This window comes from Arthrobacter sp. NPDC080073 (assembly GCF_040686575.1).
Lineage (GTDB): Bacteria > Actinomycetota > Actinomycetes > Actinomycetales > Micrococcaceae > Arthrobacter.
The window spans coordinates 334,782-347,628 of record NZ_JBFBKR010000002.1; the positions used below are offsets into that span (position 1 = coordinate 334,782).

The 12,847-nt window shown below is 65.2% G+C and carries 10 protein-coding genes; all 10 read left to right on the top strand.

Annotated elements, in window-relative coordinates:
* The first annotated feature begins 160 nt into the window (after positions 1 to 160).
* On the top strand, positions 161 to 1,810 hold the full coding sequence (argS, locus tag AB0O52_RS03715) for an arginine--tRNA ligase (RefSeq protein WP_364533506.1): 1,650 nt from the start codon (positions 161 to 163) through the stop codon (positions 1,808 to 1,810).
* A gap of 5 nt (positions 1,811 to 1,815) precedes the next feature.
* Complete coding sequence (gene lysA / locus AB0O52_RS03720) at positions 1,816 to 3,312, top strand: diaminopimelate decarboxylase (protein ID WP_364533509.1); 1,497 nt, start codon at positions 1,816 to 1,818, stop codon at positions 3,310 to 3,312.
* Positions 3,305 to 4,621 carry a homoserine dehydrogenase gene (locus tag AB0O52_RS03725; RefSeq protein ID WP_364533512.1) on the top strand — a complete coding sequence of 439 codons (1,317 nt, stop codon included), beginning with the start codon at positions 3,305 to 3,307 and terminating at the stop codon, positions 4,619 to 4,621. Before lysA ends, AB0O52_RS03725 begins: the two co-directional genes overlap by 8 nt.
* Complete coding sequence (thrC, locus tag AB0O52_RS03730) at positions 4,622 to 5,728, top strand: threonine synthase (protein ID WP_364533515.1); 1,107 nt, start codon at positions 4,622 to 4,624, stop codon at positions 5,726 to 5,728.
* Positions 5,729 to 5,730: 2 nt separating this feature from the next.
* The gene (thrB, locus tag AB0O52_RS03735; RefSeq protein ID WP_364533518.1) at positions 5,731 to 6,705 is read left to right on the top strand and encodes a homoserine kinase; all 975 of its coding nucleotides are present in this window, start codon (positions 5,731 to 5,733) and stop codon (positions 6,703 to 6,705) included.
* A 302-nt stretch (positions 6,706 to 7,007) separates the two neighbouring features.
* Positions 7,008 to 9,137, top strand: coding sequence for a transcription termination factor Rho (gene rho / locus AB0O52_RS03740; RefSeq protein ID WP_364533521.1), 2,130 nt, complete (start codon positions 7,008 to 7,010; stop codon positions 9,135 to 9,137).
* A gap of 176 nt (positions 9,138 to 9,313) precedes the next feature.
* Positions 9,314 to 10,387, top strand: a complete 1,074-nt coding sequence (gene prfA / locus AB0O52_RS03745) for a peptide chain release factor 1 (protein WP_364533524.1) — start codon at positions 9,314 to 9,316, stop codon at positions 10,385 to 10,387.
* 18 nt (positions 10,388 to 10,405) lie between these two features.
* Positions 10,406 to 11,278, top strand: coding sequence for a peptide chain release factor N(5)-glutamine methyltransferase (gene prmC / locus AB0O52_RS03750; RefSeq protein WP_364533527.1), 873 nt, complete (start codon positions 10,406 to 10,408; stop codon positions 11,276 to 11,278).
* A 12-nt stretch (positions 11,279 to 11,290) separates the two neighbouring features.
* Positions 11,291 to 12,052 carry an L-threonylcarbamoyladenylate synthase gene (locus AB0O52_RS03755; protein ID WP_364533530.1) on the top strand — a complete coding sequence of 254 codons (762 nt, stop codon included), beginning with the start codon at positions 11,291 to 11,293 and terminating at the stop codon, positions 12,050 to 12,052.
* Positions 12,049 to 12,846: a WecB/TagA/CpsF family glycosyltransferase gene (locus tag AB0O52_RS03760; protein ID WP_364533533.1), complete on the top strand. Its 798-nt coding sequence runs from the start codon at positions 12,049 to 12,051 to the stop codon at positions 12,844 to 12,846. The genes AB0O52_RS03755 and AB0O52_RS03760 overlap by 4 nt, the downstream gene beginning before the upstream one ends.
* The last annotated feature ends 1 nt before the right edge of the window (position 12,847 follow it).

Here is a 12,847-nt window from a genome sequence, read left to right on the forward strand (position 1 = left end):
ATTTCAGCCTATCGGTTCAGTGATTTCAGCCTATCGGTTCAGTCTGGGAGCTCCACTGGCCAAAGCTGGGTGCCGGCTGGGTGCGGGCTGGTGCCCGCATGTGCGCATTGCTAAGCGTAGGAATTCCACCAGTTGCAAGCCCCACCGGTAGGCTAGACGGGTGACTCCCGAAGAACTCTCCGCCGCCATATCCGCCTGCCTGAAAGACGCTGTCGCCGCCGGCGAGCTTGCGCTTTCCGAATCTGCCCTCCCCGAGGACGTGCGCGTGGAGCGACCCAAGAACCGGGAGCACGGCGACTGGGCCACCAACATCGCCTTGCAGCTTGCCAAGCATGCCGGGACCAACCCGCGTGAATTCGCCACGATCCTGGGCAAGCGGCTGGAAGCGATCGACGGCGTCACCGCCGTGGACATCGCGGGCCCCGGCTTCCTCAACATCACCGTGGATGCAGCCGCCGCCGGCGCGCTGGCCAAGGTCATCGTCGAGGCGGGACGCTCCTACGGAACCAACCAGGCGCTCGCAGGCCATGTGGTCAACATGGAATTCGTCTCGGCCAACCCCACGGGACCGCTGCACATCGGACACACGCGCTGGGCTGCTCTGGGCGACTCCATTGCCCGTGTCCTCCGCGCCTCCGGTGCCGACGTCACCGCGGAGTACTACATCAACGACGCCGGGTCGCAGATGAACGTTTTTGCGAACTCGGTACTGTCCCGCCTGCACGGACGCGGCGTTCCCGAGGGCGGCTACCCCGGTGAATACATCCGGGAACTCGGCGACGAGGTCCTCAAGGCACATCCGGCAATCCGCGAACTGACCGACGAGGCAGCACTGCCGGTGATCCGTTCCGCCGCCTACCAGGCCCAGATGAAGGACATCAAGGACACCCTGGCCGAGTTCGGCGTGGAGTTCGACGTCTTCTTCTCCGAGCAGGAACTGCACGACGCCGGGGCGATCGAATCGGCGGTTGCCCGCCTCCGGGAGCAGGGCCACGTGTTCGACGACGGCGGCGCAGTCTGGCTGCGCACGACGGACTTCGGCGATGACAAGGACCGCGTGATGATCCGTGCCAACGGCGAACCCACGTATTTCGCCGCCGACGCTGCCTACTACTTGTCGAAGAAGGACCGCGGCTTCACCGAGAAGATCTACCTGCTCGGCGCCGACCACCACGGCTACATCAACCGGCTCAAGGCCATTGCCGCCTGTGCGGGCGATGACCCCGAGGTCAACATCGAGGTCCTGATCGGACAGCTGGTGTCCGTCAACGGCGCCAAGCTGTCCAAGCGTGCCGGCAACATCATCGAACTCAAGGACCTTATCGAGTGGCTCGGGAAGGACGCCGTGCGTTACTCGCTCGCGCGCTTCCCCGCTGACTCGCCGCTGACGCTGGATCCGGAACTGCTGAAGAAGAACAGCAACGAAAACCCTGTGTTCTACGTCCAGTACGCACATGCCCGCTCGCGGGGAACGGCACGCAACGCAATCGAGGCCGGCGTGGACCACAGCGCCTTCGACGCCTCCCTGCTGGACCACGCCACCGAGAACGAGTTGCTGTCCTACCTCGGCAGCTACCCGTCCATCGTGGCCAAGGCCGCGGAGCTCCGCGAACCGCACCGCGTGGCCCGCCACCTCGAGGTCATTGCCGGCGCCTACCACCGCTGGTACGACGCCTGCCGCGTTTCGCCGCTCGGCGACGAACCTGTCCAGGACGTCAACCGCACACGGCTGTGGCTCAACGACGCCACGAGCCAGGTGCTGGCCAACGGACTTGAACTCCTCGGCGTGTCGGCTCCGGAACGGATGTGATCCCCGTGAGCGACTCCAAAACCGTGCAGCAAAGCCCCGACAACGCCGCAGCCTCGCCCCTTGCCCCCGAATGGCTCGCCGTGCCGGAGGACCTGAACGCGCTACACGCGCCGATGTGGGCCGAAGGCGTGCAGAGGACCGACGACGGCGAACTCGCCATCGACGGCGTTCCCGTCAGCGAACTCAAGGCCCAGTTCGGCACCCCGCTGTTCGTCATGAGCGAAGGCGATTTCCGTGCCCGCGCCCGCTCCTTCAAGGAAGCCTTCGACGCAGCTTTCGAGGACATTTGCGGGGGAGTGGACGTCTACTACGCCGGAAAGTCCTTCTTGTGCACTGCCGTGGCCAGCTGGGTGGCTGAGGAAGGCCTGCGCCTGGACACGTGCTCAGGCGGCGAGCTCGCAGTCGCGGCCCGGGCCGGCATCGAAGGCGCCAATTTGGGGCTGCACGGCAACAACAAGTCCGATGCCGAGATCAACCGGGCATTGGACATGAAGCTCGGACGCATCGTGGTGGACAGCCTCGATGAGCTGGAGCGCGTTGCCAAGATTGCCTCCGGCCGCGGCGAGACGGCGAAGGTGATGCTGCGGTTGACTCCCGGTGTCCACGCCCACACCCACGAATTCATCGCCACGGCCCACGAGGACCAAAAATTCGGTCTCTCCATGGCGGGGGATACCACGGAGTCAGCCGGCCTCTCGGCCGCCGAGGAAGCCGTCGCTGCGGCTACCTCGTACTCCAATGTGGAACTCCTGGGCCTGCATTGCCACATCGGCTCCCAGATCTTCGAGCCTGACGGCTTCGCCCTTGCAGCCGAGAAACTGTTGGGATTCCTCGCCGCGATGCAGGCGAAATACTCCATCGTCCTGCCGGAACTGGACCTGGGCGGTGGCTACGGCATTGCCTACACGCCGGTGGACACCCCCCGCCCGCCCGCGGAAATCGCGCAGGCGATGGCCGCCGTCGTACGCTCCAAGTGTGCTGAGCTGGGCATCACCCCGCCGCGCATTTCGATCGAACCCGGCCGCGCAATCGTGGGCACGAGCACCTTCACCTTGTACGAGGTCGGGACGCTGAAAACGGTTCGCGTTGATACGCCTGCAGAAGCCGGGGGCAAGGAAAACGTTACGTTCCCGCGCCGCTATGTGTCGGTGGACGGCGGCATGAGCGACAACGCCCGTCCGGTGCTGTACGACGCGGATTATTCGGCCATTCTCGCCTCGCGGACCTCGGACTCCGCCCCGCAACTGTCCCGAGTAGTGGGCAAACATTGCGAGAGCGGCGACATAGTTGTTAGAGATGTATATCTGCCCGAAGACGTGGCAGCCGGTGATCTGCTCGCTGTACCGGGAACCGGCGCCTACTGCTGGGCCCTCTCAAGCAACTACAACTATCTGGCCAGGCCTGGCGTTGTCGCTGTGCGCAATGGATCCGCCCGGCTGATCGTCCGCGGGGAAACCGAAGAAGATCTCTTGAACCGCGACATGGGAGTGGCGAATGTCTGAAGTGCGAACCCTGAAGGTGGCCCTGCTGGGCTGTGGCAACGTGGGAGCCCAGGTAGCGCGGATTCTCCTTGACGACGCCGACGCACTTGCGGCCCGCACCGGTGCGCGCTTGGAGCTGTCCGGCATCGCCGTGCGGAACATTGATTCAGAGCGCGACGTCGAACTGCCGCGCGAACTGTTCACCACCGACGCCGATACCTTGGTCAAGGACGCCGACCTGGTGATCGAGCTTATGGGCGGCATCGAGCCGGCCCGTTCGCTCATCCTGACCGCCATGCAGAACGGCGCCTGCGTCGTGACCGGCAACAAGGCGCTCCTTGCACAGGATGGCCCCACGCTCTACGAAGAGGCCGACAAAGCCGGCGTCCAGCTCTCCTACGAGGCCGCCGTCGCCGGAGCCATTCCGATCCTGCGCCCCATCCGCGACAGCCTCTCCGGCGACCGCATCACCCGGGTCCTGGGCATCGTCAACGGCACCACCAACTTCATTCTCGACCAGATGGACAGCACCGGTGCGCAGTTCGCCGACGCGCTTGCCGAGGCCCAACGGCTCGGATATGCGGAAGCCGACCCGACTGCCGACGTCGAAGGGCACGACGCCGCGGCCAAGGCCGCCATCCTCGCGTCGTTGTCCTTCCACACGCGCTTCGCCCTCGAAGACGTCTATTGCGAAGGCATCACGAAGGTCAGCGCAGCGGATATCGCGGCTGCGAAGGAAGCGGGCTTCGTCATCAAGCTGCTGGCCATCGCCGAGAAGATCACCAATGCCAACGGCGACGGCGGCATTTCGGTCCGCGTCCACCCCACCCTCCTGCCTCGCGAACACCCGCTTGCAGCCGTTCGCGGTGCGTTCAACGCAGTCTTCATCGAAGCCGAGAATGCCGGGGAGCTCATGTTCTACGGCCAGGGCGCCGGCGGCACCCCGACGGCGTCTGCCGTCCTGGGCGACCTCGTCTCGGCGGCACGCCGAGTGGTGCTCGGTGGTCCCGGTCGTACCGAGACCACTACCGGCTTCGTGCCCGCGCTGCCGATCGATGCCTCGACCACGAGCTACTACATCGGCCTCGACGTTGCCGACCAGGCCGGCGTGCTGGCCCGGATCACCCACATCTTCGCGGAGCACGGCGTATCGATTGAAATCATGCGCCAGACGATCCACCGCGACGCCGCCTCGAAAGTTGAGTCTGCCGAGCTGAAGATCGTCACCCACCGCGCATCCGAAGCCGCACTCGCGGCAACCGTCGAGGCCGTCAAGGGCCTGGACGTCATCAATTCTGTGACATCCGTCCTGCGAGTAGAAGGGGTCTAAGTGGCTCACCAATGGCGCGGAGTAATCCGCGAATATGCTGATCGTTTGCCTGTAACGGAAGCCACGAAGGTCATTACCCTCGGCGAGGGCGGCACCCCGCTCGTCCACGCGCAGAAGCTCTCCGAACTCACCGGGTCCACGGTGTACCTGAAGGTGGAGGGCATGAACCCCACCGGGTCCTTCAAGGACCGCGGCATGACGATGGCCATGACCGCGGCTGTCGAGGCAGGCGCCAAGGCCGTTGTGTGCGCATCCACGGGCAACACCTCTGCCTCCGCCGCCGCCTACGCCACGGCCGCCGGGCTGAAGTGTGCTGTTTTGGTCCCCGAAGGCAAGATCTCCATGGGCAAGCTCAGCCAGGCGATCGCGCACGGTGCCACGCTCCTGCAGGTTGACGGCAACTTCGACAACTGCCTGGACATCGCCCGCAAGCTCGGCGAGTCCTACCCAGTGTTCCTCGTGAACTCCGTCAACCCGGCGCGTATCCAGGGCCAGAAAACCGGTGCCTTCGAAATCGTCGACGCTCTCGGAGACGCTCCGGACATCCACGTCCTGCCGGTCGGCAACGCGGGCAACATCAGCGCGTACTGGAAGGGCTACAAGGAGTATTCCGCGCCCTTTGAGTCCGCAACCGCGGGCACCCTTCCTGCCGTCTCCACCAAGACGCCGGCCATGTGGGGATTCCAGGCAGCAGGCGCGGCACCATTCGTCGCAGGACACCCCATCACCGAACCGGACACGATCGCCACGGCGATCCGTATCGGCAACCCGGCGTCCTGGGATACGGCCATTGCGGCACGTGATGAATCCGGCGGCTTCATCGACGCCGTGACCGACGAGGAAATCCTCGATGCCCACCGCTGGCTCTCCGCCAAGGAAGGCGTCTTCGTGGAACCCGGTTCCGCGGCAGGCGTTGCCGGCCTCATCAAGAAGCACGAGGCAGGCGAAGTTCCCACCGGAAAGACGATCGTCATCACCGTCACCGGGCACGGACTCAAAGACCCGCAGTGGGCGCTCCGCACCGAAGACGGCAGCGAGGTCCAGCCGGTCAAGGTACCGAACGACGTCGTGACCGTGGCCTCCGAACTGGGACTGGAAGAAAACTAAGAGTGGAAACCACGCAGCCCACCGCGACCGGCCTTAAGCTTGTCGCGGCAGGCCAGCAGCTGACCGTCAGGGTCCCGGGTACGAGCGCCAACCTGGGCCCCGGCTATGACAGCCTCGGCCTGGCATTGTCGATCTACGACACCCTGACTGTCGAAACTCTTACCACCGGAGAGCTCGAGTTCGAGCTCTCCGGTGAGGGCGCCGAGACCCTCCCTCGCGATGCCAGCCACCTCGTGGTGCGTGCCCTCAACACGGCCTTGGAGCGACTTGGTTTCCGGCACAGCGGTCTGAAGATCACCGCGGACAACGTCAACCCGCACGGCCGCGGACTTGGCTCCTCGGCCTCGGCAGTGGTCGCCGCCGTGACCGCGGCCAACGCCTTGGTGCCCGAATCCGCCCAGCGTGACCGCGAATGGATCCTGCAACTCACGAGCGAGATGGAAGGGCATCCGGACAACGTCGCACCCGCGATTTTCGGCGGACTGGCCCTGTCATGGCAGGACAGCGAGCAGTACAGCAGCACCCGCGCAGAGGTGGTCCCGTCGGTCATCCCGATCGTGGCTGTGCCTGACTACGAACTGTCCACCGAGACTGCCCGCGGTTTGCTGCCCGCCTCCATCGGCCACCACGCAGCGGCCATGAACTCAGGACGCGCTGCGCTCCTGATCCACGCATTGACTGCCGACCCCCGTTTCCTTCTTCCCGGCACCGAGGACTACCTGCACCAGAGCTACCGTGCAGAGGCAATGCGGCCAAGCGCTGCGCTGATCAAGGCATTGCGGTCTTCGGGCCATGCGGCTGTCGTTTCGGGAGCGGGACCCACAGTTCTGGCGTTGGCCAACGGCGCGGACGAAGCCGCGGCGATTGCCGAAATGATCACCACGTTCACCGCGGAGAACACTCCGGACGTCGCGTGGCGCGTGATGACACTGGCAGTGGACGTCGAAGGTGCTAGAGTGGACTTGCACCGGCGGTAGAACCGCGGGCAGTTCCCTGACATTGGATCCCGGCTTAATGCCGTTCCCGTCTCCTACTGTGTCGAAGTCTGCCGGTGTCGTCTCCTTATCGGCCTGTCGCAGGTGCCACAGAACCCTTTCTGTCACCCGAACCGTCAGCCCGCGCCCCGCCTCGCCGGAGCATCGAAGACGCATTAGTATCCGGCCCTGCTGAAACTAAACCGGCAAGACCGAAATCACGGCTGCAGATCTGAACTGCAGTCCAGAACAAATCATCGCGTCCAGCTCTACGTCTGGACGCCGTCGAGGGGGAAGGATCCTTCGTGACAGAAACCACTGAGCTGGCTTCAGCTGTGGACACAACATCTTCCGCAGCTGAATCAACGGCCGCAACCGCCAAGAGCAGCGGCCTTGCAGGCCTCAAGCTCGCGCAGCTCCAGGCTCTTGCCAGTCAGCTGGGCATTTCGGGCGGATCCCGGATGCGCAAGGGGGACTTGGTCTCGGCCATCTCGGCCCACCGTGCCGGTGCGACCACAAGCAAGGCTCCTACCGCGGCCAAGGCCGTGGCAGCAAAAGCCGCGCCTGCCCCGGAAGCTGAGGCCACTGCCGCACCTGCCGCAGCATCCACCGAAGCTCCCGCGCAGGACGGCACCCGGGCACGTGGCCGTGGCCGAAGCCGTCGCGCCACCAGCGACGGTGTTGTTGCCGCTCCTGCCGCAGCGGAAACCGCGGAGGCACCCGCCGTCGCCGTCGAGGCTCCTGACGCTCCCGCCGCCGAAGCAAGCGAGGCCGCCGGCGAACGCCGCCAGCCGCGCACGCGGAACCGCCGTCGTGGCGAGGCCGCTCCTCTGGAGACCGGTGAAGCCGGTGAGACCCGCGCTCCCGAGCAGCCCCAGGCAGAACAGCCCCGCGTAGAGCAGCGTCAGCCGGAACAGCGTCAGCCCGAGCAGCGCCAGACCGATCAGCGTCAGCCTGAACAGCGCCAGCCTGATCAGCGCCAGACCCAGCCGCGCCAGGGCGAGCAGGCCTCGGTTGAGGCCGGCGAACCCGGCCAGCGCGAACGCCGCGAGACCACCCGTCCGCGTCGCGAAGACACGAACGACGGCGATGACACCGGCAACCGCCGCAATCGTCGCAACCGCCGCGACCGCAACGACCGCCAAGGTCCGCAGGACAACCGTGACAACCGCGATGGAAACACCCGCAGCGACCGCTTCCGCGACCGCAACGAACGCCGTCGCGGCCGCGGCCAGGGCCCGGACGTCGACGACGTCGAGGTCACCGAGGACGACGTCCTTCTGCCGGTTGCCGGCATCCTGGACGTGCTGGAGAACTACGCGTTCATCCGCACTTCCGGTTACCTGCCGGGTGCAAACGACGTGTACGTATCCCTCGCCCAGGTCAAGAAGTACAACCTGCGCAAGGGTGACGCCGTCGTCGGCGCAATCCGTGCCCCGCGTGACGGCGAGGACCGCAGCCAGCAGTCCGCGCGCCAGAAGTTCAACGCGCTCGTCCGCGTCACGTCGGTCAACGGCAAGACGCCCGATGAGCTCAAGGACCGCGTCGAATTCGCCAAGCTCGTCCCGCTGTACCCGTCCGAGCGCCTGCGCCTCGAAACGGATCCCAAGAAGATCGGCCCGCGCGTCATCGACCTCGTGGCCCCGATCGGCAAGGGCCAGCGCGGCCTGATCGTCTCCCCGCCCAAGGCCGGCAAGACGCTCATCCTGCAGTCCATCGCGAACGCGATCACCACCAACAACCCTGAGGTCCACCTCATGATGGTGCTGGTCGACGAACGTCCCGAAGAAGTCACGGACATGCAGCGCACGGTCAAGGGCGAGGTCATTGCCTCGACCTTCGACCGTCCCGCAGATGACCACACCACGGTTGCCGAGCTTTCCATCGAACGCGCCAAGCGCCTCGTGGAAATGGGCATGGACGTGGTGGTCCTCCTGGACTCCATGACCCGCCTGGGCCGCGCCTACAACCTGGCAGCGCCGGCCTCCGGCCGCATCCTGTCCGGTGGCGTCGACTCCGCTGCGCTCTACCCGCCGAAGCGCTTCTTCGGTGCTGCGCGCAACATCGAAAACGGCGGCTCGCTGACCATCCTTGCAACCGCCCTCGTGGAGACCGGTTCCAAGATGGACGAAGTCATCTTCGAAGAGTTCAAGGGCACGGGCAACATGGAGCTTCGCCTGTCCCGCCAGCTGGCGGACAAGCGCATCTTCCCGGCCGTGGACGTCAACGCTTCGGGTACCCGTCGCGAGGAGAACCTGCTTTCGGCCGAAGAGGTCAAGATCATGTGGAAGCTGCGCCGCGTCCTGTCCGGACTCGAGACCCAGCAGAGCCTTGAACTCCTGACCAACAAGATCCGGGAGACCGGGAGCAACGTCGAGTTCCTCATGCAGGTACAGAAGACGACTCTTGGAGCCAAGTCGGATAACGACAAATAGCTGTTTTAGGGGCGGGCGCTGGTTCGTTCGTGCGGTTGATGCCGCGCGGATGTTCCGCCCCGCCCCTTCGCGTTGCAACGCGGGGTCAGATACGGCCCGTCCGGACCCTCGGAATGGGCCGTAAGTGACCCCGCGTTGCAGTTATTAGACTTGTAGAAGTCGAAAGAGGTTTTGAAATGTTTGAGTCCGTACAGGGATTGCTCGATGAGCATGCAGCTATCCAGGCGCAGTTGAGTGATCCTGCCGTTTATGCCGACCAGGCTTTGGCCCGCAAGTTGGGGCGGCGGTCTGCCCAATTGCAGGGCATCGTGGAGGCGTACAACCGGTGGCGCGGGCTCATGGACGATCTTGAAGCGGCAAAGGAAATGGCTTCCGAGGACGCCGAGTTTGCTGCCGAGGTAGACGAAATCGAGGCGAAGCTTCCGGTGGCGCAGGAGAAACTGCGGCGGTTGCTGATCCCGCGCGATCCTGACGACGCCCGCAACGTCATTCTTGAGGTCAAGGGCGGCGAAGGCGGCGACGAAGCTGCGCTCTTCGCCGGGGACCTGCTGCGCATGTACATGCGTTATGCGGAGTCGCGCGGTTGGAAGACCGAGCTCATCTCGGCCACCGAATCGGATCTTGGCGGCTACAAGGACGTCCAGATGGCCGTCAAGGGCAACTCGAACGATCCTGCGGAAGGCGTGTACGCCCGCTTGAAGTTCGAAGGCGGCGTGCACCGCGTCCAGCGTGTTCCCGTCACCGAATCGCAGGGCCGCATCCACACTTCGGCGGCCGGTGTACTCGTGCTTCCGGAAGTCGATGAGCCCGAAGAACTCGAGATCAACCAGAACGACCTCAAGATAGACGTCTACAGGTCCTCAGGTCCCGGCGGCCAGTCCGTCAACACCACGGACTCGGCCGTCCGCATCACCCACCTGCCCACGGGCATCGTGGTGGCCATGCAGAACGAAAAGTCCCAGCTCCAGAACCGCGAAGCCGGCATGCGCGTCCTTCGTGCGCGTATCCTTGCCCACCAGCAGGAGCAGATCGACGCCGAGAACTCGGCCCAGCGCAAGTCGCAGATCCGCACCATGGACCGTTCGGAGCGCATCCGCACATACAACTTCCCGGAGAACCGGATTGCCGACCACCGTACCGGCTACAAGGCCTACAACCTCGACGCCGTGATGAACGGCGACCTGGAGCCGGTCATCCAATCGGCCATCGAAATGGATGAACAGTCCCGACTGGATGCCCTGGGCGAGTAACCGCCTGTAAGGATCTTCATGACGCTCTTTCCGGGCCAAAGCCTCGCCGACGCCGTGCGTGAGGCAACAACCATCCTGTCCGACGCCGGAGTCCCCACTCCGCGCGTGGACGCGGAACTCCTCGCGGAACATCTCCTGGGCGTGGGCCTCGGACGCCTGCGCGCCATGTTGCTTGGTGATTCCGCCGCCCCGGATGGCTACGCGGACCTGGTGGCCGAGCGGGCACAGCGCGTTCCGCTCCAGCACATCACCGGCGTCGCGCACTTCCGCTATCTCACGCTTGCCGTCGGCCCGGGCGTGTTCATTCCGCGGCCGGAAACGGAATCCGTGGTCCAACTGGTCATCGACCACCTCCAGGGGCTCAATCGCCCCAAGGTGGTTGACCTTGGAACCGGCTCCGGCGCCATTGCAGCTTCGATCGCCCACGAAGTGCCGGGGGCCGAGGTCCACGCCGTCGAATTCAGCACGTTCGCGCATGCCTGGGCCTCCAAGAACCTGAAGCCACTCGGAGTAAAGCTCGTGCAGGGCGACCTCCGCGATGCCCTGCCCGAACACGACGGAACTTTCGACGTCGTCGTTTCCAATCCGCCGTACATCCCGGCCGAAGCGATCCCGAACGAACCTGAAGTGGCCCTGCACGATCCGCCCGAGGCACTGTACGGCGGGGGAGCGGATGGAATGGAGCTTCCGACGGCGGCCGCCGCCTCGGCTGCCCGGCTCCTGAAGAGCGGCGGCTTCTTCGTGATGGAACACGCCGAGGTGCAGGCAGGATGGATTTCCGAACATCTGAAGGCTGCCGGCTGCTGGACGCAGGTCAGCACCCACCTCGATCTGAACGGCAAGGAACGTGCCACGAGCGCAGTGTTGGCAATCGCTGCCTCCGGGAAATGAAAGAATAGCGCTGTGACCACAAGCTACAACTGCACGTCAGAGGAACAACGCGCCGAAGGCCTGGAGCATGCGCAGCGCGCCATCAGCGAGAAAAAGTGTGTCGTCATGCCGACGGACACCGTCTACGGCATTGCCGCAGACGCGTTCTCGCCGCAGGCCGTGACCATGCTGCTTGTCTCGAAGGGCCGTGGCCGCCATATGCCGCCCCCGGTGCTGATCCCGCGGCTCAATGCGCTCGACGGGCTGGCAACCGATGTCTCGGCAGAAGCCCGCAAACTGGCAGAAGCCTTCTGGCCCGGCGGCCTGACGCTGATCTTCCACGCCCAGCCGTCGTTGGATTGGGACCTGGGGGAGACCCGCGGAACCGTGGCCCTGCGGATGCCCGACGACGAAATTGCGCTCGAACTGCTCAACCGCACCGGCCCGCTGGCGGTGTCCTCGGCTAACCGCACCGGTCAGCCGGCAGCACAGACCGCCGCCGAGGCGCGGACCCAGCTTGCCGAATCCGTTGAGGTTTACCTCGAGGGCGGCTTCCGCCCTGTCGAGGGAACCGAGTCCCGACCGTCCACGATTGTCGACGCCACCACGTTGCCGCTGCGTGTGGTGCGCGATGGCGCCATTACCGTGGAACGCCTCCGCGAAGTTGTTCCCGGGGTGCTTGCCTTGGGCGAAACCGCGCCGGAACCGGAAACCGCCCCGGCGCCGGAAGCTGAAACCGTCCCCGGCGAGACCCCTGTTCAGACCCCTGTTCATACGGAGACCAGGTCCGAATGAGCCTGGTCCGGGATCGTGTTCCCTTTCTGGACGTAGACGTCACCGCGCTTTGCGCCGAGGAACTCATCGAGGCCATCAGCGGGTATGTTTCGGACGGCACCACCAAGGTTGTCCTCGGACACAATCTGCACAGCGTCACGTTGTTTCATTCGAGCCCGGACTTCCGCAGCCTCTATGAACGCAGCGATGTGGTGCTGATGGACGGCGCGCCTGTCGCCATGCTCTGGGGACTTGGACGCCACGGAGGTTCACGCGGCGAAGCCGCGGGGTTGATGGAATACCGTCTGGGATCCACTGACTGGGTGCCTGCGCTCGGCGGCGTCGAAGGACTGCGCCGGATCGCCGTCGTCGGCGCCGGCCCCGAGGCCAACAGCAAGACGGTGGAGCGTCTCCGCAAAATCGTGCCCGGCGCAGAGGTTTCCGGCCGGCCCGGTGAGAATTGGGACGATGCCAGCGAAGAGGCCGCCGTCGCCTGGCTGGCGGAATTCCGCCCGCAGCTAGTGCTTCTTGGCCTGGGTATGCCGCTGCAGGAATCGGTCCTGCACCGCCGCCTCAACGAGCTTCCGCCGGCCGTCTACTGCACCGTCGGCGGAGCCATCGAGCAACTGGCGGGTCTCCAGAAGCTCGCTCCACGCTGGCTGGGCCGGCTCGGGCTCGAATGGGCCTGGCGGCTCGTCCTGCATCCGGGACGCGTCGCTTACCGGGTCTTCGGTGAGCCATGGGTGCTACTCGGCCTGCTGGTCCGACGCCGGCTCTCCGGCAGGAACAGGACCCCGGATCCAAGCGCCCGGTAGG

Bases quoted from the DNA above. Each gene is read 5' to 3' on its own strand.
- AB0O52_RS03725 (WP_364533512.1), top strand. From the start codon at position 3,305: ATGTCTGAAGTGCGAACCCTGAAGGTGGCCCTGCTGGGCTGTGGCAAC.
- prfA (WP_364533524.1), top strand. From the start codon at position 9,314: ATGTTTGAGTCCGTACAGGGATTGCTCGATGAGCATGCAGCTATCCAG.
- prmC (WP_364533527.1), top strand. From the start codon at position 10,406: ATGACGCTCTTTCCGGGCCAAAGCCTCGCCGACGCCGTGCGTGAGGCA.
- AB0O52_RS03760 (WP_364533533.1), top strand. From the start codon at position 12,049: ATGAGCCTGGTCCGGGATCGTGTTCCCTTTCTGGACGTAGACGTCACC.